At 62.7% G+C, this 20,474-nt stretch carries 21 protein-coding genes; 9 read left to right on the top strand and 12 right to left on the bottom strand.

Going from position 1 to position 20,474, the window contains the following annotated elements; all coding sequences use genetic code 11:
- Window positions 1-172 precede the first annotated feature (172 nt).
- Window positions 173-427, top strand: coding sequence for a hypothetical protein (locus E4Z66_RS04915; protein WP_136461822.1), 255 nt, complete (start codon window positions 173-175; stop codon window positions 425-427).
- Between the two features lie 115 nt (window positions 428-542).
- Here E4Z66_RS04915 and E4Z66_RS04910 read toward each other — a convergent pair whose 3' ends face one another.
- Window positions 543-2,081 (bottom strand): trimethylamine methyltransferase family protein, encoded by a 1,539-nt coding sequence (locus E4Z66_RS04910; protein ID WP_136461821.1) that lies wholly within the window; start codon window positions 2,079-2,081, stop codon window positions 543-545.
- A 359-nt stretch (window positions 2,082-2,440) separates the two neighbouring features.
- Between E4Z66_RS04910 and E4Z66_RS04905 the strand changes: the two genes are divergently transcribed.
- Window positions 2,441-3,016, top strand: coding sequence for an outer membrane protein (locus tag E4Z66_RS04905; RefSeq protein ID WP_136461820.1), 576 nt, complete (start codon window positions 2,441-2,443; stop codon window positions 3,014-3,016).
- Window positions 3,017-3,092: 76 nt separating this feature from the next.
- Here E4Z66_RS04905 and E4Z66_RS04900 read toward each other — a convergent pair whose 3' ends face one another.
- On the bottom strand, window positions 3,093-4,265 hold the full coding sequence (locus tag E4Z66_RS04900) for a pyridoxal phosphate-dependent aminotransferase (protein WP_136461819.1): 1,173 nt from the start codon (window positions 4,263-4,265) through the stop codon (window positions 3,093-3,095).
- A 222-nt stretch (window positions 4,266-4,487) separates the two neighbouring features.
- On the opposite strand from E4Z66_RS04900, the gene cysS reads away from it, so the two are divergent.
- The 4 genes from cysS to E4Z66_RS04880 all read left to right on the top strand — a co-directional run bounded on the left by cysS (window position 4,488) and on the right by E4Z66_RS04880 (window position 9,133).
- Entirely contained in the window at window positions 4,488-5,960 is a 1,473-nt protein-coding gene (gene cysS / locus E4Z66_RS04895; RefSeq protein ID WP_136461818.1) for a cysteine--tRNA ligase, read from the top strand.
- Between the two features lie 75 nt (window positions 5,961-6,035).
- Window positions 6,036-7,655, top strand: a complete 1,620-nt coding sequence (gene cimA, locus E4Z66_RS04890; RefSeq protein WP_136461817.1) for a citramalate synthase — start codon at window positions 6,036-6,038, stop codon at window positions 7,653-7,655.
- A complete protein-coding gene (locus tag E4Z66_RS04885) occupies window positions 7,655-8,365 on the top strand; it encodes a class I SAM-dependent methyltransferase (protein ID WP_136461816.1) in 711 nt (236 codons plus the stop codon). The genes cimA and E4Z66_RS04885 overlap by 1 nt, the downstream gene beginning before the upstream one ends.
- 9 nt (window positions 8,366-8,374) lie before the next feature.
- Window positions 8,375-9,133, top strand: a complete 759-nt coding sequence (locus E4Z66_RS04880; protein WP_136461815.1) for a squalene/phytoene synthase family protein — start codon at window positions 8,375-8,377, stop codon at window positions 9,131-9,133.
- 6 nt (window positions 9,134-9,139) lie between these two features.
- On the opposite strand, the gene E4Z66_RS04875 is transcribed toward E4Z66_RS04880, so the two are convergent.
- A complete protein-coding gene (locus E4Z66_RS04875) occupies window positions 9,140-10,375 on the bottom strand; it encodes an MFS transporter (protein ID WP_136461814.1) in 1,236 nt (411 codons plus the stop codon).
- A gap of 63 nt (window positions 10,376-10,438) precedes the next feature.
- Here E4Z66_RS04875 and E4Z66_RS04870 point away from each other — a divergent pair, with 63 nt between their 5' ends.
- The 3 genes from E4Z66_RS04870 (at window position 10,439) to E4Z66_RS04860 (ending at window position 12,586) form a co-directional block, all read left to right on the top strand.
- Window positions 10,439-11,086 (top strand): DNA-3-methyladenine glycosylase family protein, encoded by a 648-nt coding sequence (locus E4Z66_RS04870; protein WP_136461813.1) that lies wholly within the window; start codon window positions 10,439-10,441, stop codon window positions 11,084-11,086.
- The gene (locus E4Z66_RS04865; RefSeq protein ID WP_136461812.1) at window positions 11,083-11,748 is read left to right on the top strand and encodes an alpha/beta hydrolase; all 666 of its coding nucleotides are present in this window, start codon (window positions 11,083-11,085) and stop codon (window positions 11,746-11,748) included. The genes E4Z66_RS04870 and E4Z66_RS04865 overlap by 4 nt, the downstream gene beginning before the upstream one ends.
- A gap of 229 nt (window positions 11,749-11,977) precedes the next feature.
- Window positions 11,978-12,586 (top strand): HNH endonuclease, encoded by a 609-nt coding sequence (locus tag E4Z66_RS04860; protein WP_136461811.1) that lies wholly within the window; start codon window positions 11,978-11,980, stop codon window positions 12,584-12,586.
- Between the two features lie 13 nt (window positions 12,587-12,599).
- Here the strand turns inward: E4Z66_RS04860 and E4Z66_RS04855 are convergent, their stop codons facing one another.
- The 9 genes from E4Z66_RS04855 to alr form a co-directional block, all read right to left on the bottom strand.
- The gene (locus tag E4Z66_RS04855) at window positions 12,600-12,866 is read right to left on the bottom strand and encodes an amidophosphoribosyltransferase (RefSeq protein WP_246035880.1); all 267 of its coding nucleotides are present in this window, start codon (window positions 12,864-12,866) and stop codon (window positions 12,600-12,602) included.
- Between the two features lie 132 nt (window positions 12,867-12,998).
- Window positions 12,999-14,498 (bottom strand): amidophosphoribosyltransferase, encoded by a 1,500-nt coding sequence (purF, locus tag E4Z66_RS04850; protein WP_136461810.1) that lies wholly within the window; start codon window positions 14,496-14,498, stop codon window positions 12,999-13,001.
- A 93-nt stretch (window positions 14,499-14,591) separates the two neighbouring features.
- Window positions 14,592-15,155 (bottom strand): Hint domain-containing protein, encoded by a 564-nt coding sequence (locus E4Z66_RS04845; RefSeq protein WP_136461809.1) that lies wholly within the window; start codon window positions 15,153-15,155, stop codon window positions 14,592-14,594.
- A gap of 349 nt (window positions 15,156-15,504) precedes the next feature.
- Entirely contained in the window at window positions 15,505-16,056 is a 552-nt protein-coding gene (locus E4Z66_RS04840) for a CvpA family protein (protein WP_136461808.1), read from the bottom strand.
- Between the two features lie 32 nt (window positions 16,057-16,088).
- The gene (gene radA, locus E4Z66_RS04835; RefSeq protein ID WP_136461807.1) at window positions 16,089-17,453 is read right to left on the bottom strand and encodes a DNA repair protein RadA; all 1,365 of its coding nucleotides are present in this window, start codon (window positions 17,451-17,453) and stop codon (window positions 16,089-16,091) included.
- A gap of 1 nt (window position 17,454) precedes the next feature.
- Window positions 17,455-17,910 (bottom strand): paraquat-inducible protein A, encoded by a 456-nt coding sequence (locus E4Z66_RS04830; RefSeq protein ID WP_136461806.1) that lies wholly within the window; start codon window positions 17,908-17,910, stop codon window positions 17,455-17,457.
- Window positions 17,911-18,657 carry an ABC transporter ATP-binding protein gene (locus E4Z66_RS04825; RefSeq protein ID WP_136461805.1) on the bottom strand — a complete coding sequence of 249 codons (747 nt, stop codon included), beginning with the start codon at window positions 18,655-18,657 and terminating at the stop codon, window positions 17,911-17,913. It lies immediately after the preceding gene.
- Entirely contained in the window at window positions 18,654-19,427 is a 774-nt protein-coding gene (locus E4Z66_RS04820) for an MlaE family ABC transporter permease (protein ID WP_136461804.1), read from the bottom strand. Before E4Z66_RS04820 ends, E4Z66_RS04825 begins: the two co-directional genes overlap by 4 nt.
- On the bottom strand, window positions 19,424-20,458 hold the full coding sequence (gene alr / locus E4Z66_RS04815; protein ID WP_136461803.1) for an alanine racemase: 1,035 nt from the start codon (window positions 20,456-20,458) through the stop codon (window positions 19,424-19,426). Before alr ends, E4Z66_RS04820 begins: the two co-directional genes overlap by 4 nt.
- Window positions 20,459-20,474: the final 16 nt, after the last annotated feature.

The raw sequence follows: 20,474 nt of genomic DNA, 5'->3' as shown, positions 1-20,474 counted from the left end.
GGCGCGGCGTGGGCTTGCCCGGCACGGCTTTGCCGAAGCGCGCAGCCGGTTTCGGCACGCGCCTGCCGGATCAGCGCGGTGGCACGCGGGCCGTCTTTCCGGGGCGCGCCGGACGCCCCAGATTACACCTCGGCTGTCACGAATATCTCAACGACCCCAAGGAGGAGTCACCATGTTCACATCTCTTACAACCCGTACCGCAGCCGCTTTGCTTCTGACTGCCGGAGGCGCATTCGCCATGAGCGATGCTGCGGTGTCGGCAGACAAGAACGGCGACGGGATGCTGACCATCGACGAAATTCAGGCCGCGTTCCCGGACGTGTCGACCGATACGTTCACGACGATTGACGCCAATGCGGACGGTCTGCTGGACGAGGCAGAGATTTCCGCCGCCGAAGAAGCGGGCATCCTGCCAACGGGCTCCTAACGCCCGGCCAAGCTTCGCGGATGCTTTGGCCTGATACCGCCGTGACAGCCTAAAGGCTGGGGCATCCGGTGAAGGCGCGCGGCCCGGTTTTTCTCAAGCTGCCGGGCCGTGCGTGTCAGCGCGGAAGATAGATGTTGAACGTCTGCCTGATCTGCGCATCCACGGCCGGATCGAACTGCGCCTTTGAGGGTTCGGACAGGTACATGTCTTTGCGGCGCCCGGCTTTTTCCAGCAGGTCCGGCTTGCCGATTTCGGCCCATTCCTTCGGGCTGGTCCGGTCCCCAAGCTGTGGATAGACATAGTCGCTTTGCATCCGGGCAAGGGTCTGCGACGTGCCAAGGTAATGGCCCGGCCCCCCCATGCAAACGTCGCGGATCTGGTCCAGCGCCATGGTTTCCTCGTTCACCTCGATCCCGCGCACGCAGCGCTGTGCCTGGCCGATCAGATCGTCGCCAAGGATCAGGCTTTCGTGGCAAAATCCCAGCAGCGAGGCGTGCATCCCGGCGGCCTCATAGACCATGTTCAGCCCGGCCAGCCCCGCCGTGACGTTGGAACACATCGCTTCCCATCCGGCTTGCATGTCGGGCAGCTTGGAATCCGATATTCCCGCCGCCGCGCCACCCGGAATACCGTAGAACTGGTGCATCTGCGCGCATCCGGCGGTCAACAGCGCCTGTTCGCCAGAGCCGCCCGTCATGGCCCCCGAACGCAGATCCAGCCCGAAGGGCCAGGTGCCGAAGATTGCCGGGTGGCCGGGGACGATGGCATTCACATAGACCAGCCCGGCCAGGCATTCGGCCACGGCCTGCACGATGGCCCCGGCCACGGTGGAGGGCGCCGTCGCACCCGCCATCCCGGCAGACAGCAGCAGAACCGGCATCCCGGCGGCGATGCAGTGTTCCATGACGATGCAGGCTTCGGTCGCGAATTTCATCGGCGGCACGACAAAGCAGTTGGAGTTGCTCATGAAGGGCCGCGCGCGCCACTTGTCCTCGCCGCCCGCGATCATGTGCAGCATCTCGATGGAGGGGGCGACCGTTTCGGGCGCCGAAAAGGACGTGCCGATATGTTTCAGCGTTCCGGCGCAGCAGGCATAGACGGTGTTGTAATCCATCTCCAGCATGTCGGCGACGTCACGGGCCACGATGGGGCGTTGCAGGAAGTGAATATTGTCCAGCCGTTCGACGATGCGCGCCGCGTCGAACAGGTCTTGCAGTGTGCTGTCGCGGTAGTTGCGCCCGTCGATATCCACCATGGAAACCGCCGCCCCCGCCGTGCCGTAGTGAACGCGCGTACCGCTCAGGTGCAGGTCATGGGCCGGATCGCGTCCGAACAGGGTGATCTCACGCGCGGCTTTGGCCAGCGCGTCTTCGACCAGCGCGCGGGGAATGCGAATACGCCCGTCATCGCCAAGGATCGCGCCCGCGCCGGTCAGGATCTCGACGCCGCTGGGCGGGGCGTCGGCCAGCCCGATCTGCTCCAGCGCATCCAGCGCGGTGTGGTGGATATTTTCGATGTCGGTCTGGCTGAGCGGTTTGTAAGTGCCGCCGCTCATGCCGGGGCGCACGGGGCGCATATGGTCGGGCAGGGCGGATGCACGGGCGGCTCTGCGCGCGGCGCGGCCACCGGAACGGGGAGGGGAAAGATCTGTCATGGAAACCACCAGGGTCAAGGGATGTGCAAAGGGGAATGTCGGATCACATCCATGCGGGTCGACCCCGCGCCGCGCGGCCTCTGGCCGCTCCGATTGTGCGGCTCACCAACGAGATTTTGCACAGCACTGCTTGTACCATGTGTCTCCTCCGACTTGACTTAGCCTAGCGGTCTGGGAGGGGCGATCTGGCTTGGAAACGACCTGATGTCGCAAACGAGACTTATCCCGTCGGCCGACATCGGCGGAAATTGGTTTTCTGACGCGAGCGTGACTCGCAATTCCGCAATGCTCACCATATGTTAAGTTTAATCGGGTCATAGGTGTAACTTGATGTCTGTCACCCCGTCTGGAGAGTCGAAATGAAGCCCTTGGTCATCCTTGCAGCCGCCCTTGGCATCGCAGCCCCCGCCTTTGCGGGCAGCAGCGATTCTGCCCCGGCGGATGCGCCGGTCGTCGCACCGGCCCCGGCGGTCACCTATGGTGGCGAATGGACGGGCGGTTATGCCGGGTTAAGCATTGGTGGAATCGATATCGATGCAACGGGCGCACCGGATGGTGAACATTCCAGCTATGGTCTGCATCTGGGGTATGACTACGATTTCGGCCAGTTCGTTCTGGGCGGTGAAATCGAATATGAAACCACGAATATCGGCCTTGGCGCTGTTGCGGATGTGGACAGCGTGGCGCGGCTGAAGCTGCGCGGCGGTTATGATCTGGGGCGCACACTGCTATATGCGACCGCAGGTATGGCTGAAATCGATACCTCGATCGGCTCTGAAACGGGCAGTTTCGCGGGTGTTGGCGTGAGTTACCAGCTCAATGACCGCTTCTATCTGGGCGGTGAGGTTCTGGGTCACCGGTTTGACGACATCAATGGCTCTGGCGTCGATGCGGACGCAACCAGCCTGTCGATCCGGGGCGGCCTGCGCTTCTAACGCCCCCGTAAGGTTCCGCGTCAGCGCGGCGAAATTTGAAACCCGCCACGGCATTGCATGGCGGGTTTTTCTTTGTTTAGCGCGCAAGACGTTCCGCAAAGCGGCAAATCATCCGAAGGGCATCGGCAAAGGCCGCGTCTTCGATGGTCATGGCCACGCGCACATGGCCCGAGGCTGCCGCGCCGAAACTTTCGCCCGGCATGACCGCGATGTGATGGGTATCCAGCAGCTTGTCGGCAAAGTCGTCGCCGCTTAGCCCCGTGGCGCGGATATCCAGCATCAGATACATCGCGCCGCCCGACGGGATCAGGCCAACAGTGTTCTGCGCCGACAGGATGTCCTGCGCCAGTGCCCGCCGCCGCCGGAAGGGCGCTGCGATTTCCGCCTCGAACTCCGGGCCCAGACCCAGCGCATAGCTGCTGGCATCCTGGATGTAACCCGGCACCCCGTAATTGGTGTGGGTGGACAGGGTGATCAGTTGGGCGATCGCATCCTCCGGCCCGATCAGCCAGCCACAGCGCGATCCGGTCATTGCGTGGCTTTTCGACATGGAACCGACAACCAGCGTGCGGTCGGCCATCCCCGGCAATGCGCGCGGCGAAATATGCTCGCCCTCCCAGACCTGACTGTCATACACCTCGTCCGAGATCAGCCACAGATCAGCTTCGGTGCAGACCCGCGCGATGCCTTCCCATGTGGACGCCGAATAGATGACGCCTGTCGGGTTGTTGGGGGAATTGACCAGCAGCGACCGCGCACCCTCAGCGGCGGCGCGCAAGTCGTCCTCGCGCGGTTGAAACGCGTCTTCGGCCCGCGCCCGAACGGAACGGGGCAGGGCAGAGGCCCCGCGAATGGTGCCGGGATATGTCGCGTAATAGGGATCGACATAAAGCGCCGTATCCCCCGGATCGCATACCGCAATATGGGCCGCGAACAGCGCCGCCTGTCCGCCGGGCGTGATCACGACATTCTCGCGGCGGGTTTTCACGCCGGTCAGCGCCTCGGTCCGGGCCGCGACCGCATCGCGCAGCGCGGCGGTGCCGGGAATGCTGGCGTAACCCGTGTGCCCCTGCAGCGCGGTGCGGTGCATTTCCTGAAGGATCGGGGCCGCGGTGCGGATATCATGTTCGCCGATGGTCAGTTCGGTTACATCCACGCCATCCGCCATCATCTGGCGCGCCTTGTTGAACAGGTCCCACCCGTCAGACCCGCCACCAGTCAGCCCCAAAATCCGTTCCGAGAGTTGCATGCACGATCCCTTTCGTTTTGCGGCACAGCGTCAGAGCGGCCCGGCAAAGTCAAATCAATTGCCTTGACCAAGCCGATGACAGGGCGTTATGGATCACGCCATGAACCGCAAGACCTGCATCATTTGCTGCATTATCTCCTGCTGAACGTCAGCGGGCCGGTTCTTCTTTTCCTTCACGATCAGACTTGCTAGGCCCGCGCCAAACCTGCGTGCGAGGACGCCATGACCGAGATCAAGCTTTACAACACGGCCAGCCGCTCCAAAGAGGTGTTCACCCCCTTGGACCCCAAGAATGTGCGCATGTATGTCTGCGGCCCGACGGTTTATGACCGTGCGCATCTGGGCAATGCACGCCCGGTGCTGGTCTTTGACGTGCTGTACCGGCTGCTGCGCCATGTCTATGGGCCGGATCACGTGACCTATGTGCGCAACTTCACCGACGTGGATGACAAGATCAACGCGACGGCGCTGGCGCGTAAAGAGGCCGGGGCGAAGGGCACGCTGGAAGAGCTGATCGCAGAGCGCGCGGAAGAAACGATTGGCTGGTATCTGACGGATATGGGTGCGCTGGGCGCGCTGGAGCCGAACGAGATGCCCCGCGCGACCGAGTTTATCGGGCAGATGATCCAGATGATCGAAAGGCTGATCGCGGACGGGTTCGCCTATGCCAAGGACGGACATGTCCTGTTCCGCGTCCGCAAGTATGACGCTTACGGTAAATTGTCGGGCCGTTCGGTGGATGACATGATCGCGGGCGCGCGGGTGGAAGTGGCCCCCTATAAAGAAGACCCGATGGACTTCGTGCTGTGGAAGCCATCCGATGACGCGCTGCCCGGATGGGACAGCCCGTGGGGTCGGGGGCGTCCGGGCTGGCACATCGAATGCTCTGCCATGGCGGATGAGTTGCTGTGGGAAAAACCAGTGCGCGAAGGCCGTCTTTCTGCCGAGGCGATGCAAAAGCCCCATGTCTTCGACATCCACGGCGGCGGGCTGGATTTGCAATTCCCGCACCACGAGGACGAGATCGCTCAAAGCTGCTGCGCCAACCAGACCGACGAAATGGCGCAGATCTGGATGCATAACGAGATGCTGCAGGTCGAGGGCAAGAAGATGTCCAAGTCGCTGGGCAACTTCTTTACCGTGCGCGATTTGCTGGATGATGGCGTACCGCCCGAAGTGATCCGCTTCGTGATGCTCAGCACGCATTACCGCAAGCCGATGGACTGGACGGAGAAGAAGCGGCAGGAGGCGGAAATGCGTCTGACCGCTTACTTCAAAGCCACCGAGAATGTCGAAGCTGCGCAATCGGTCCCGCAAAAATTGGTCGATGCACTGGCGAACGACCTTAATACGCACTTGGCGCTGTCAGAGCTGGTCCACTTGCACAACAATTCGATGCTACCGGAGTTGAAAAGCGGGTTGCGCTTCTTGGGTTTTCCAGACGCGGAGGATGTGGAGTGGTTTCGCGGTGGAACTAAAATGGCCGCACTGTCGAACCTATCGGACCACAGCACTTTGCTGTTGGAGCTATTGTCGCGTTGGCAGGAGTTCAGAGACAAAAAAGAATACGCTGCCGCCGATGAGCTGAAGCAAAAATTGGAAGCAACAGGGTTAAAGCTGTCGGTTGGCGTTGCTGGGCCAGAAGCAGAACCAACAGGTGACTTTGACCCTGCCAAGCTCGAGGCACTGAAGTGATGCTCAACGCTTGCCGACTTCATGCTGAACGGCGCGCACGCACCGGGGTTCGCCCGATATGCAAAGGGCAGAAAAATGACTAAAGACCGCCTTTACCTGTACGACACGACGCTGCGCGACGGGCAGCAGACCCAGGGGGTGCAGTTTTCCACCTCTGACAAGCAGCAGATCGCCGCGGCGCTGGATCGGCTGGGGGTGGACTATATCGAAGGCGGCTGGCCCGGCGCCAACCCGACCGATAGCGCGTTTTTCGAAGCCGCACCCAGCACGCGCGCGACCCTCACGGCCTTTGGTATGACCAAGCGGGCCGGGCGCTCTGCCGAGAATGACGATGTGCTGGCGGCGGTGCTGAACGCGGGGACGCCTGCGGTATGTCTGGTCGGCAAATCCAACCTGTTCCACGTCACAGAAGCGCTGGGCATCACCGCCGAAGAGAACCTTGAAAACATTCGCGCCTCCATCGCGCATCTGGTGGCCCAGGGGCGCGAGGCGCTTTTCGACGCAGAGCATTTCTTTGACGGCTACCTGGTCGATCCCGGCTATGCGCGCGCCTGTCTTGAGGCTGCGCAGGAGGCCGGGGCGCGCTGGATGGTTCTGTGCGACACCAATGGCGGCACCATGCCGGGGCAGATCGGGCGCATCGTCTCGGACCTGATCGCGGCGGGGCTGGATGGCGCGCGGTTGGGCATTCACACCCATAACGATACCGAACAGGCGGTTGCTGGCAGTCTGGCGGCGGTAGAGGCCGGGGCGCGGCAGGTTCAGGGCACACTGAATGGGCTGGGCGAACGCTGCGGCAATGCCAATCTGACGGCGCTGATCCCGACCTTGAAGCTGAAAGCACCCTATGCCGATACGCTGGATATCGGGGTGAGTGATGACGCGCTCGAAGGGTTGACGCGGGTGTCGCGGATGCTGGACGATATCCTCAACCGGGTGCCGATGAAGCAATCGGCCTATGTCGGGTCCAGCGCGTTTGCGCATAAGGCGGGGCTGCATGCGAGCGCGATCCTCAAGAACCCGGCGACCTATGAACATGTGGACCCGGCGCGCGTCGGCAATAGCCGGATCATCCCTATGTCCAACCAGGCGGGGCAGTCGAACCTGCGCAAACGTTTGGCCGAAGCGGGGCTGGAGGTCGAGGCCGGCGACCCCGCCCTTGCGCGGATTCTGGACCGGGTGAAAGACCGCGAGGCCGAGGGCTATTCCTATGACACGGCGCAAGCCTCGTTCGAGTTGCTGGCGCGGGACGAATTGGGCCGGATGCCGGACCTGTTCGAGGTCAAGCGCTATCGGGTGAGCGTGGAGCGGCGCAAGAACAAGTATGACCGGATGGTCAGCCTGTCCGAGGCCGTTGTCGTGGTAAAGGTGGATGGCGAAAAGAAGCTGTCTGTCTCGGAAAGCATGGATGAAACCGGATCGGATCGCGGGCCGGTGAACGCGCTGTCCAAGGCGCTGGCCAAGGATTTGGGGCGCTACCAAGACGCGATCGACGATATGCGGCTGGTGGATTTCAAGGTGCGCATCACCCAAGGCGGGACCGAGGCCGTGACCCGTGTCATCATCGACAGCGAGGACGGGCAGGGCAAGCGCTGGTCGACGGTCGGGGTCAGCCCGAACATTGTCGATGCCTCGTTCGAGGCGCTGCTGGACGCGGTGCGCTGGAAAATCATCCGGGACGAGGTACCATCCTGATGGACTTGAACGCGATCAAGACATTGCATGCGGATATGCCCCGGCAGGGGCCGGGCACGGCAGACGATGTGGCGTGGACCGTGGCACGGCTTGGTCTTCAGGGCGCGCTGCGCGTTGTCGACGCGGGCTGCGGGCCGGGCGCCGATCTGAAACATCTGGCCGATCTTTTGCCTGATGCCACGCTGACCGGGATCGACGCATTCCCGCATCTGGTGGCAGAAGCGCAGGCGCGGCTGGGTCGCCGCGCGCAGGTGGTCGCGGGCGACATGAGCCAGATCGAAGGGCCGGTTGACCTGATCTGGTGTGCGGGCGCGGTCTATTTCCTTGGCGTGACCGAGGCGTTGCAGGCGTGGCGTCCGGCATTGGCGGATGGTGGCGTTGTCGCGTTTTCGGAACCGATCTTGCCCGAAGGCCCGCGCGAGGTGGCAGAAGACTTCTGGCAGGCCTATCCGGCCATTACCGATATGGCGGGTCTGACAAAGCGGATCGAGTCCGCAGGATATACGTTGATCGACAGCCGCGACGTGCAGGGCCGCGCGCCTCGGTGGGACAGCTATTTCGCCCCGCTCGAAACCCGCGTGGCGGCGTTGCGGCCGACGGCGGATGAGACGCTGGGCGCGCTTCTTGATATGACGACCCGCGAAATCGACACGTGGAAGCGCGCGCCCGATCAGGTGTTCTACAAGCTTTGCCTCGTGCGTCCGGTATAAGGGGCGGCGATGGGTTTCGATGACGATCTCAACGCCTGCGCGGCCATCGTTGAAAAGGGCGATCCGCTGCGGTTTCGGACGGTCATGGCGGCCCCAGTTGCCGCGCGCAAGACGCTCTTTCCGCTTTATGCATTCAATGTCGAGGTCTCGCGCGCCCCATGGGTGACGCAAGAGCCCATGATCGCGCAGATGCGGCTGCAATGGTGGCTCGACGCGCTGGAGGAGATCGCCGCTGGGCAGGGCGTGCGGCGGCACGAGGTCGTCACCCCGCTGGCAGGCTTCCTGACGCGGGCCAATGCCGAGGCTTTGAGCGCGCTCGTTCGCGCACGGCATTGGGATTGCGAGAAAGATCCGTTCGACGACGCGGCCCATCTGACAGGCTACCTGCAACATACGTCGGGGAACCTGATGTCCGTTGCCGCCGCTTGTCTTGGTGGCAGCGCGGGCTTGGCGCAGGATGCGGGCTTTGCCTTGGGCGTGGCCAATTGGCTGCGCGCGTGCCCGGCGCTTGAGGCGCAACAGCGTATCCCGCTGGTGGATGGAACTGCGGAGGGGGTCCGCGCCCTCGCGCAGGAGGGGCTGGCCGCCTTGGCCTCTGCGAAAAGCCAGCCGGTTCAGCGGGTTGCGCTGCCCGCGTTCTGGCCGGCGTCTGGATCGGGCAGGGTTCTCAAAGCGGCGGTGAAGACCCCGTCACATGTGGCTGCGGGCCGTTTGCCCGAACCCAGCCGACTTGGCCTGACCCTGCGCGCCGCGTTTGGGGAATGGTAGGCCGGATCAGGCCGCCACATCGCGTCGTTGATGAAAGGCGAGCCAGATCAGCGCACCACCGGCAAGGGTCAGGAATGGGGCCATCGCCAGATTGACCGCTGTCCAGCCTGCCTCTGGTGTGCCGCCCGAACAGTTCATCAACCCGCCCGAGGCCAGCGACGCAAAGGTGACGCCGCCAAAGACCAGCAGATCATTAAGCCCCTGCATCCGGCCCCGCTCATGCGGTTCATGCGCCCCCGCCAGCATCGTGGTCGCGCCGATGAAGCCGAAATTCCAGCCGATGCCCAGAAGGATCAGCGCGATGAAGAAATTCTCCAGCGCGACGCCGGACAGGGCGACGGCCCCCGCCGCCGCGAGGATCAGCAGGCCCAGGGCGACGATCCGTTCGACCCCGAAACGGGCGATGAGATGCCCGGTGAAGAAGGACGGCGCGAACATGGCCAGCACATGCGCCGTCACCACATCTGCGGCGCTGTCCTGTTCGAAGCCGCAGCCGACAACCGCCAGCGGGGTTGAAGTCATCACAAGGTTCATCAGCGCATAGGACACCATCGCGCAGATCACGGCGACGGCGATGCGGGGCGTGGTGATCAGTTCCCACCGCGTGCGGCCCTTGGGGCTGTCGGCGGAGGGGGCTTCGGGGCGGGGGATGTCGAGCATGGTGAAGAGCAGCGCGCCCACGACATTCAGCACGATCACCAGCAGATACGCGCCAGCAAAGGTCGAGACGAGAGCAGAGGGGTGGTCAATCGCACCGTTCGACAGTTTGACCAGTTGCGGGCCGATAATGGCCGAGGCCAGCCCGCCTGCCATGACATAGGAAATCGCCTTGGGGCGAAATTCCGGAGCGGCGGTATCGGCGGCTGCAAAACGGTAAAAACCCTGCGCCGACATATACAGCCCGGTGCAGAGCGACCCCAGCAGGAAGATCGGGAAAGAGGCGTAGTACAGGCCGGTCGCGCAGATCAGCCCGCCAAGCGCGCCGCCGAACGCGCCAAGGGCGAAGCCGGCCCGGCGTCCGTAGCGCTGCATGAACCATGATAGCGGCGTCGCGGACAACATCGACCCCAAGACGATGAGCGAAATCGGCAGCGTCGCAAAGCACAGATTGGTCGCAAGCGATTGTCCGGCGAGGCCTCCAATCGTGAAAATCAGGGGCATTTGCGCGCCAAGAATGGCCTGCGCGGCGACCAGAACCGCGACGTTGCGTTTCGCGCGCGCATTATCATAAGTCTCTGTCATGGGTTTGCTTTAGCTATCTTGCGTGGCGGGGTCCATAAGTCGGAAGAGCAGGGGAATGCACAGGTGAGTTACGGAAAAACGCACAAGGGGCGCATCATCACCTGCGACGCGGATGTGGCAGAGGGCGCGGCGTGGCTGCGCGGGCAGGATGCGCGGTGGGCCGCCGCGTTGAAGAAATGCGGCCCGCTGCCGCTGCGGCGTAAGCCGGATGGGTTTGCCGAATTGCTCAGCGCGATTGTCTCGCAGCAGGTCTCAATCGCGTCTGCGGCGGCGATCTGGGCGCGCATGGTCGAGGCGGGCCTCTCGGACGAGGATGCGGTGGCCAGCGCGGGGGAGGACGCGCTGCGGCAGGTCGGACTGTCGCGGCAGAAGATCCGCTATGCGCAGGCTTTGGCAGCGGCCCGGCTGGATTACGACGCGTTGCGGCAAGCGGATACGCAGACCGTGGTCAAGAACCTGACCGAGGTGCCGGGCATCGGCGTTTGGACGGCGGAGATCTATGCGATGTTCTCGCTGGGCCATGCGGATGTCTTTGCACCGGGGGATTTGGCCTTGCAGGAAGCGGCGCGTGGGTTGTTCGATTTACCGGACCGTCCGAAGGAAAAAGCGCTGCGTGATATGGCCGAAGCGTGGTCGCCGTGGCGATCGGTTGCGGCGCGGACGCTTTGGGCCTACTACCGGGTCATGAAGAACCGGGAGGGTGTAAGGTGACGCGTGTTTTGCAATCTGGCCGCAAGGGGCCTGCTTCTGGGGAAACCCGGTCCGTCGTCGTTTTCCTGCATGGCTATGGCGCCAATGGTGCGGACCTGCTGGGTCTGGCCGATCCCTTGAGCGATCACCTGCCCGATACGCTTTTTGTTGCGCCCGATGCGCCGGAATCGATCCCGGGGATGCCCAATGGATACCAATGGTTCCCGATTCCGTGGATCGATGGGTCTTCCGAAGAGGAATCCGAACGCGGCATGACCCGCGCGGCGGAAGACCTGAACGCGTTTCTCGACGCGCTTATGGTCGATGAGGATGTCCTGCCGGAACAGGTCGTTCTGTTCGGCTTTTCGCAAGGCACCATGATGTCGCTGCATGTGGCCCCGCGCCGCGAAGATGCGGTGGCAGGGATCGTCGCGTTTTCGGGTCGTTTGCTGCGCCCTGAATTGCTGGCCGATGAGGTCCAAAGCCGCCCGCCGGTCCTGCTGGTCCACGGCGACGCCGACGATGTGGTTCCACCGCAATCCTTGCCCGAGGCGGCAGAGGCGCTGCAAGAGGCCGGATGGCAGGATGTCTATGCCCATATCATGAAGGGCACCGGACACGGAATTGCCCCGGACGGTCTGAGCGTGGCGCTGGCCTTCATGCGCGACAAGCTCAGTCTGTGACATTCCGCATCGTGCCGCCCCGGCATTGCCGGATCGGAAGCTGTGGATAACCGTCATATGCCTGTCATCCGGGCAGGTTAGGGAACCTGCGACATGTTGTGGTGACGTAGAGGCTTGTCAGTCCACCGCCACGATATATAGTCAGCACATGAGCCGGGGCTTGGGGGTCCGACTGGCCTCCCCGCGACCCGGGTCCACAAAGGGCAGACAGGGCGGGAGACGAGTCACTATGCAAGCGGTGCAAAGCGGAAACACCCAAGGCAATTTCCGAACAGATTTCACGCGGAATCCCGCGTCTCTGAAGCAGAACCCGGCGCTGGTTTTGAACGCCGATTATCGCCCCTTGTCCTATTATCCGCTCTCGCTATGGCCGTGGCAGGAGGCTGTGAAGGCGGCCTGGCTGGAGAGGGTGGATATCGTCGCCGAATATGATGAGATCGTCAGAAGTCCGAGTATGTCGATCCGAATACCGTCGGTCGTCGTTCTGAAAGACTATGTAAAACCTCAAAAGCGCGTGGCCTTCACGCGCTTTAATTTATTTCTGAGGGACGAATTTCGCTGCCAGTACTGCGGGTCAAAGGGGGATCTGACCTTTGACCATGTGGTGCCGCGTGCGGCGGGCGGTGTCACCAGTTGGCAGAATGTCGTGGCGGCGTGTAGCCCCTGCAACTTGCGCAAAGGCTCCAAGCCGTTGCATCAGACCGGGCTGTCGCTGCGCAAACCCCCACGCCAGCCGGGCGCGGAGGAGTTGCGTAACATGGGCCGGAAATTCCCGCCCAATCACCTGCATGAAAGCTGGATGGACTTCCTTTACTGGGACGCCGAACTGGAAGCCTGACGCGCCTTGCCCGTCAGGGCAGGGCAAGCCGTTGGTCGCCGCCGCCTTGGCGATGCAGGATCACGGCACCTTCTTCGATGGCGATGATCACATGGCGGTTCACCCGGTCGCCCAGTCCTGCATTGATGATCCGCCCACCCGGTTTGCGCAGCAAGGCCCGCGGGGCATCGCCGCCAGTCAGGGTTCCCAGCAAGGCCAGATCATGCAGCGGCAGGGCCGCTTTGCTGGTCGCGGCGGCGTTCGTGGCTTCGGGTAAGGGCGAGTCGGTGTCGGTGGTCATTCGAGCCTCCAAGGGGTTGGAAGCGCCGATTATCAATCCTGTTGATGCGTGCAAATCCCGTCTGAAACCGCGCGCGACAAGGCGCGCAGCAGACCGTTTGAGCGCAGCAAAACCCCGCCGATCACGGCGAAATTACTCGGCCGCAGTCTTGAGTTGGAAGCCCTGCGCTATCATATCCGCCGGCTCGACCGGGTATTCACCCGAGAAACACGCATCGCAATATTGCGGGCAACCGGCGTCGCGCCCTTTAGCTTCGCCCACCGCGCGGTAGAGCCCGTCCAGAGAGATGAATTTCAAGCTGTCCACGGACAGGTGCTGGCGCATTTCCTCTTCGGACATGGTCGCGGCGAGCAGTTTTTCCCGCTGCGGTGTGTCCACACCATAGAAACACGGCCACGCGGTCGGCGGCGAGGCGATACGGAAGTGAACCTCTTTCGCGCCTGCATCCAGGATCATTTCCTTGATCTTGCGCGAGGTCGTCCCGCGCACCACGGAATCGTCTACCAAGATCACCCGCTTGTCGCGGATCAGCGCCCGGTTCACATTAAGTTTGAGCCGTACACCCATGTTTCGGATGTGTTCTGTCGGTTCGATGAAGGTCCGGCCCATATACTGGTTGCGGATGATGCCCATTGCGTAGGGGATGCCGCTTTCCAGCGAAAAACCGATGGCTGCCGGGGTGCCGCTGTCAGGCACGGGGCAGACCAGATCCGCATCCACCGGGCTTTCCTTGGCCAGCTCGCGGCCAATCGCCTCGCGGGTTTCATAGACAGAGCGACCGCCCAGGATCGAATCCGGGCGGGAGAAATAGACATGTTCGAAGATGCAGAAGCGCGACGTCGCTTGGCGGAACGGACGGCGGCTTTCAATCTTGCCGTCTTCGGTGATGACGACCATCTCGCCCGGCTCGATCTCGCGCACGAATTCCGCGCCGATGATGTCCAGCGCGCAGGTTTCCGACGACAGCGCCCAGCCATCGCCGATCCGGCCCAGCACAAGCGGGCGCACGCCCAGCGGGTCACGCACGCCGATCAGCTTGGTGCGGGTCATCGCCACGACAGAGAACGCCCCTTCGACACGGCGCAGCGCGTCTTCCATCCGCTCGGGAATGCCCTTTTGCAGGGAGCGCGCCATCAGGTGAATGATGCATTCGCTGTCCGACGAGGATTGGAAAATCGACCCGCGTTCAATCAGTTCCCGGCGCAGCGCGTCAGCGTTCGTGATATTGCCATTATGCGCAATCGCCGCGCCGCCCATGGCGAATTCGCCAAAGAACGGCTGCACGTCGCGGATCGCGGTATTGCCTTTCGACCCGGTGGTCGAATAGCGTACATGCCCGATCGACAGCGCGCCGGGCAGGGTATCCATCACGTCCTGACTGGTGAAATTGTCGCGGACATAGCCCATGCGCCGGGCGGAATTGAATCCAAACTCAGGATGGTGCGAGACGATCCCGCCGGCTTCCTGGCCGCGATGTTGCAGCGCATGCAGGCCCAGAGCCACGAAATTCGCTGCATCGACAACGCCGTTGACGCCGAAGACACCGCATTCTTCGCGGAGCTTGTCGTCATCCGCATCGCGCACGGCATCAAAGTCAAAAGGGTGAGAAGGGGGGAAGACAGCATCAGTCACGGGGAAGGCAGCTCCGAATCCGGTGTGGGCCTGAATCGGGTTTACCAATTCACGCCCGCAGTGTCACTGTCACCGAACTAACACAATCGGAAATCAAGCCGCTTTTGTCAGGGGATAGGCACCTGCCTCAATCAGAGCGAGTACCGCGCGTGATTCCGCAAAGCTGAGAGTCTGGAAAAACGCATCCGTCATGGGGCGCGCATGGATCAGCAGGCCGGTCTGCGCCCAAAGCATTTCTTCTTCGGCAAAACCCAGTGTGCGGGTGGTCATCACGATGTCCTCGTCGCGCCGGATACCGCGATACCCTTCAAGCGCGCTCAGCGGCATCGAGACGTGATCGCTTTTGGCCTCCTGGAAGTCGAGCGGCGCTTCGATGGCGATCAGCGCATCTGCGGGCAGATAGATGTCAGAACAGTTGTCGAGCGCGCCAGCAGGCACCAGCATGGCCGATCGGGCGACGCGGTCCTCGCTGATCCACGAGATCGGGGCAAAACCGCCATCCAGCGTGGCAACCGCATCGCCGCGCGTCAGTTCCGCCACGGGCATCCAACCGGTCCGGGTTTCCAGCATGGTGGCGTCGCCAAGGCTGATCACCGCACCCTTAACGGCCAGGTTTGATTTAACTTCTGCGAATTCTTTTTGGTGACGTGCGAACATGTGAGGGCTCCGATTGACTGTCTCGCCGATGCGGCGGGTTGCGTTGAACTGAAGCCAGAAAGCCGCTGAATTCCGCCCAGATTTTGACACATTTACGGTCTTATTAAGTCTTTGTTTGCACTCTCGGAAAAGTTGAGCAGGGCAGGCGGAACTGGCACGAATTGAGCAACCGGGTTAACCGCTTGTTAACCCAGACGCCCTGTATTCCAAGGGAATCCGTGATGGGTGGGGATTTCGGGCCGACCGATTCCCACGACGATGCGACCGCTGGCGCGGCGATTCGGGGCTGGTTTGGACAGGGGAATCATGGCGCGATTAGGGCGCGCCGATGATCAATTGTGGCGCTGGATCACTCGCAGCTGGACAGCAGATCGCTGTATTTCAGCTGGAACCACTCCAGCAAACCTTCGGGATTTTGCTCGGCGATGCGGCCGGTGAACTGCTGGAACACAGCGGCGGAGCGGCTCTCGTCCACGATGGTGAATTCCTGGCCGATGATCACAGTGTCATAGACAAAGAAAGCAATCGCGATCAGCAGAATGCCGCGGATCACCCCAAAGAGAAAGCCGAGCCCCTGGTCGATCGTACCCAAGGCAGAGCGTTGGATGAGCGAGGAGAACAGCGGCGTGAACAGCGACACCACGATCAGCGCGACCACCATGACCGCAAAGAAGGCGAGCACCATGCCAAGCGTACAGTTTCCGGCGATGAATTCCCCGATGACAGGGGTTTCGCTCATCAGCGGTTCAACTTGCGGGGCGAACATGTACCCAAGGATCGCGGCGATGACCCATCCGGCAATCGCCATCAATTCACGGACAAGCCCGCGGCCATAGGCAAGCAGCGCCGACAACACGATGATCAGCGCGACGACCCCGTCGATGATGGTGAAACCTTCCATGCGTCCTGCCCTTTTACTTGCGCCTGCCGCGCTTATCCCGCGCCAAAGATATCGCCCACGAAGCCGGTCAGATCGGACATTTCGGTCAGGCTAAGGCCGGATACCGATGTCGATTTGCCGCCGCGCGGCGCGATGGCTGCGGTGAAACCAAGTTTTTGCGCCTCTTTCAACCTATTTTCGGTTTGCGGCGCCGGACGCAGCGCACCGGAAAGGCTGATCTCGCCAAAAACCACCGCCGCTTCGGGCAGGGCGGTGTCCTCGCGCGCCGACAAAAGCGCGGCGGCGACGGCCAGATCGGCGGCCGGTTCGCTGACCTTCATACCGCCTGCCACGTTGAGGTATACGTCCAGCCCAGTGAAGGGGATGCCGCAGCGCGCTTCCAGCACCGCAAGGATCATGGCCAGTCGCCCACCATCCCAACCGACCACCGTACGGCGTGGATTGGCCTGCGGCGTCGGGGCGACAAGGGCTTGAAACTCAACAAGAACCGGGCGCGTGCCTTCGATCCCGGCGAAGACGGCGCTGCCCGGCTGCGGGGTGCCCCGTTCGGACAGAAACAGGGCCGACGGGTTCACCACTTCGGCCAGGCCGCGCCCGGTCATTTCGAACACGCCGATCTCATCCGCGGGACCGAAGCGATTCTTCACCGCGCGCAGGATCCGGAACTGGTGGCCACGCTCGCCCTCGAAATACAGCACGGTATCGACCATGTGCTCGACCACGCGCGGCCCGGCAATCTGGCCTTCCTTGGTGACATGTCCGACAAGGATCACGCTGACCCCGCGCCGTTTCGCGAAAGAGGTCAGCTCATGCGCGGCGGCGCGGACCTGACTGACCGAACCGGGTGCGCTGTCGACACTGTCGGACCACATGGTCTGGATCGAATCGATGATCGCAAGCTGCGGCTTTTCCGTTTCGAGCGTGGTGAGAATATCGCGCAGGTTGGTCGCGGCGGCCAGTTGCACCGGCGCATCGGTCACGCCCAACCGGTTCGCACGCAGCCGCACTTGGGCGGAGGCTTCTTCGCCCGAAACGTATATTGTTTTCAATCCACTGCGCGCGAATGCGGCGGCGGCCTGCAAGAGCAGGGTGGATTTGCCGATGCCCGGATCGCCCCCCACCAGCGTGGCAGAAGCTTCGACCAGCCCGCCACCCAGAACCCGGTCGAGTTCGCCCATTGCCGATAGCGTGCGCGGCGGCGGTGCTTCTTGTGTCGTCAGGTCCGTCAGCGGGATCGTGGTACCGCGTTTGGCCCCAAGAGAGGCCTTGCCCGCCCGGTCGCTTAGCCCCTTATCTTCGGAAATCGTGTTCCACGCGCCGCAATTGTCGCAGCGCCCCGACCATTTGGAGAAACTCGCCGCGCAGGCGGAGCAGGAATATGTGGTCTTTGCAGCCATGTCAGAGCCCCCGTGCCTTGCGCAGCCGTTCAGTCTGCCAGCCGATCAGGATGGAGGTCAGGATCAGCGCGGTGAAGGCGTAAAGCCCCCAGGCGGTTTCGATGCGGCCCACACCGATCCCCTTGAAAACGGTGACATAGACCGCGATCAGAAACACATCCGCCATGGCCAGCTTGCCCAGAAGGTGCAGCGCTGGTTCCACGCGGGGCGAGAGCATGCGGAAATGCAGCAGCGCGAGGCCGATGGTCTTGAGATAGGGGGCAAAAAGCGCGAAGGCGGTGACGATCAGGGCCAGCGCCACTTCGGATTTCCAAAGCGATTGCAGGCCGGAAATGACAGAGATCTCGCTAAGCCCATAGAGCGGCAACAATCCCGCGCGCATCAGCGGGGCGAACCAGACAACAGGGTAGAGCACCAGAAGCGACAGGTTGAGGTATTTCAACGCGCTCAGCGGCATCTAGCGCACGGCCTCGATCGGGCCGTCGGCGGACCCGGTGATGAATTGGCGCAAATAGGGGTCGCCCGAAGCGTCCATCTCGGCCACGGGGCCGGTCCATTGGATCACGCCGTCATGCAGCATCGCAACGCTATCGGCGATGGCGCGGACGGACGACATATCATGGGTGATGGTCATTGCCGTCGCGCCCATTTCGACAACGATCTCGCGAATGAGGTCATTGATGACGCCCGACATGATCGGGTCGAGCCCGGTTGTCGGTTCATCGAAGAAGATGATCTCTGGATCGGCCGCGATGGCACGGGCAAGGCCCACGCGCTTTTGCATCCCGCCGGACAATTCCGCCGGGAAACGGTCTGCCACATCGGGTTTCAGCCCGACCCGGCGCAGCTTTTCGATGGCGATCTCGCGGGCTTCGGCGCGGGGGCGTTTGAGCGTTCCGCGCAGCAGGCGGAAGGCGACGTTTTCCCAGACATGCAGTGAATCGAACAGCGCCGCGCCTTGGAACAGCATTCCGAACCGGGCGAGGAACGCGTCGCGGTCGCCCTTGTCGTTGGGTTTGCCATCCACGGTGATCTGGCCGGAATCCGGTGTCACCAGCCCCAGCACGCATTTCAGCGCCACGGATTTGCCGGTGCCCGACCCGCCGATGATCACCATCGAACTGCCGCGCGGCACATGCAGGTTGACGCCGCGCAGGACGTGGTTGGAACCGAAGGACTTATGAACATTGTCGAGCGTGATCATATCGAGAAGAACACCCCCGTGAGCAGGAAGTTGGCGGCAAGGATCAGCACTGCGGCGGCCTCGACCGAGCTTTTGGTGGCGCGGCCCACGCCCTGTGCGCCGCGGCCCGAATTCACACCGAAATAGCAGCCCATCATGGTGGCAAGGAACCCGAAGACCGCGCCCTTGATCAGCGATGAAATAATGTCAAAGGGTTCAAGGAAGTCGACGGTGTTCTTGATGTAGTTCGCCGGGTTGAAGCCAAGCGTCCCGATGCCGACCGCGTAGCCTCCGAAGATGCCGATCACGTCGCCGATGCCGACCAGCAGCGGCACGGTGATCAGCCCGGCCAGCACCCGTGGCACCGCAAGGTATTTCATCGGATGGGTGGACAGTGTGACCAGTGCGTCGATCTGTTCGGTCACCTTCATCGTCGCGATTTCGGCCGCGATGGAGGATGTGACCCTTGCTGCGATCATCAGCCCGACCAGCACCGGGCCAAGTTCGCGCACCATGCCGATGGCGACGATCTGCGGCACCACGGCTTCGGCGTTGAAACGCGCGCCGCCCGCGTAGATCTGCAAGGCGAGCGCGCCGCCGGTGAAAATCGCGGTCAGCCCGACAACGGGAAGTGAAAGCCAGCCGATATTCAGCAGCGCCGTCGCGAATTCGCGGCCATAAAAGGGCGGGCGGAACACATGGCTAAGCGCTTGCAGCGCATAGATCGCGACGCGCCCGATCCCGGCAAGTAAAGACAGTACCGAAGCACCGATGGCGGCAAGAAATGTCATTCCGTGATCCTACGGCGGTAACGCCCGCCGAGCGAGGTGAGAATCTCGTATCCGATGGTTCCGGCCATGTCTGCAACCGTGTCCACCGATTGATGCCGGCCCAGAAGTTGCAGGCTGGCCGGATCGTCGGCGAGGTCGGTCACATCTGCGGTGATCAGGTCCATCGACACGCGCCCGACCACAGGCACCTCGCGGTCATCGGCATAGAGCCGCGCGTTTTCGCCCATCGCGCGGATCAGCCCGTCGGCATAGCCGGCAGAAACGGTTGCAATGCGCGAGGGACGCGTGGCGGTCCATGTGTTGGAATAGCCGACGGTTTCGCCCACCGCGACATCGCGCACCTGAATCACGGGGATGTCCAGCGTGACGACGGGCGAGGCGTCGATAAAGGGCAGGCCGCCGTAAAGACCGATACCGGGGCGGCACAGATCGAAGTGATAGGCGGGGCCCAGCAGCAGGCCGCCCGTCGCAGAGAGCGAGCGGCGCACGCCCAGACCATCGGTCATTTCGCGGAAGGCGTGCAGCTGCTTGGGGTTCATCTCGTGGGATGGCGTGTCGGCGCAGGCCAGATGCGACATCAGCAGGCGCGGCGACAAGGACAGGGCGATATCGCGCACCGCCGCCCATTCCACCGGTTCCATCCCAAGGCGGTTCATGCCGGTATCAAGCTGGATGCCGAAGGGATGGCCCGGCAATGCCTCAACATGCCTTAAAAGCTGATCCACGCTGTTCAAAAGCGGCGTCAGCCCATGGTCACGCAGCAGCGCTGTGTCGCCCTCCATATGCCCGGAAAACACAAAGATTTCAGGGCCGGGGCCAAGCGCGCCGCGCAGGATTTTGCCTTCTTCGGCGGCAGCCACGAAGAAGGTGCGTGCGCCTTCCTGCGCCAAGCGCCGCCCGACGACAGTCGCGCCAAGCCCGTAGCCATCCGCCTTTACGACAGCGCCGGTTTCGCCCGCGCTTCGCGCGTTCAGGTCGCGCCAGTTCCGTGCCAATGCGGAAAGATCGATCGTCAGATTGCCTGTAGCCATGGAACCGGGTTTTGAC

The organism is Aliishimia ponticola (assembly GCF_004803475.1).
In the GTDB taxonomy this organism is placed as follows: Bacteria; Pseudomonadota; Alphaproteobacteria; order Rhodobacterales; family Rhodobacteraceae; genus Aliishimia; species Aliishimia ponticola.
This window is presented reverse-complemented; position numbering and strand designations above follow the sequence as displayed.

Coding starts and splice junctions, on each gene's coding strand:
- cysS (WP_136461818.1), top strand. CDS start 4,488: ATGACCGAGATCAAGCTTTACAACACGGCCAGCCGCTCCAAAGAGGTG.
- E4Z66_RS04875 (WP_136461814.1), bottom strand. CDS start 10,375: ATGACAGAGACTTATGATAATGCGCGCGCGAAACGCAACGTCGCGGTT.
- E4Z66_RS04845 (WP_136461809.1), bottom strand. CDS start 15,155: ATGTTCGCACGTCACCAAAAAGAATTCGCAGAAGTTAAATCAAACCTG.
- E4Z66_RS04825 (WP_136461805.1), bottom strand. CDS start 18,657: ATGATCACGCTCGACAATGTTCATAAGTCCTTCGGTTCCAACCACGTC.
- E4Z66_RS04820 (WP_136461804.1), bottom strand. CDS start 19,427: ATGACATTTCTTGCCGCCATCGGTGCTTCGGTACTGTCTTTACTTGCC.
- E4Z66_RS04840 (WP_136461808.1), bottom strand. CDS start 16,056: ATGGAAGGTTTCACCATCATCGACGGGGTCGTCGCGCTGATCATCGTG.
- E4Z66_RS04860 (WP_136461811.1), top strand. CDS start 11,978: ATGCAAGCGGTGCAAAGCGGAAACACCCAAGGCAATTTCCGAACAGAT.
- E4Z66_RS04880 (WP_136461815.1), top strand. CDS start 8,375: ATGGGTTTCGATGACGATCTCAACGCCTGCGCGGCCATCGTTGAAAAG.
- E4Z66_RS04915 (WP_136461822.1), top strand. CDS start 173: ATGTTCACATCTCTTACAACCCGTACCGCAGCCGCTTTGCTTCTGACT.
- E4Z66_RS04900 (WP_136461819.1), bottom strand. CDS start 4,265: ATGCAACTCTCGGAACGGATTTTGGGGCTGACTGGTGGCGGGTCTGAC.
- E4Z66_RS04905 (WP_136461820.1), top strand. CDS start 2,441: ATGAAGCCCTTGGTCATCCTTGCAGCCGCCCTTGGCATCGCAGCCCCC.
- alr (WP_136461803.1), bottom strand. CDS start 20,458: ATGGCTACAGGCAATCTGACGATCGATCTTTCCGCATTGGCACGGAAC.
- cimA (WP_136461817.1), top strand. CDS start 6,036: ATGACTAAAGACCGCCTTTACCTGTACGACACGACGCTGCGCGACGGG.
- E4Z66_RS04910 (WP_136461821.1), bottom strand. CDS start 2,081: ATGACAGATCTTTCCCCTCCCCGTTCCGGTGGCCGCGCCGCGCGCAGA.
- radA (WP_136461807.1), bottom strand. CDS start 17,453: ATGGCTGCAAAGACCACATATTCCTGCTCCGCCTGCGCGGCGAGTTTC.
- E4Z66_RS04830 (WP_136461806.1), bottom strand. CDS start 17,910: ATGCCGCTGAGCGCGTTGAAATACCTCAACCTGTCGCTTCTGGTGCTC.
- E4Z66_RS04855 (WP_246035880.1), bottom strand. CDS start 12,866: ATGACCACCGACACCGACTCGCCCTTACCCGAAGCCACGAACGCCGCC.
- E4Z66_RS04885 (WP_136461816.1), top strand. CDS start 7,655: ATGGACTTGAACGCGATCAAGACATTGCATGCGGATATGCCCCGGCAG.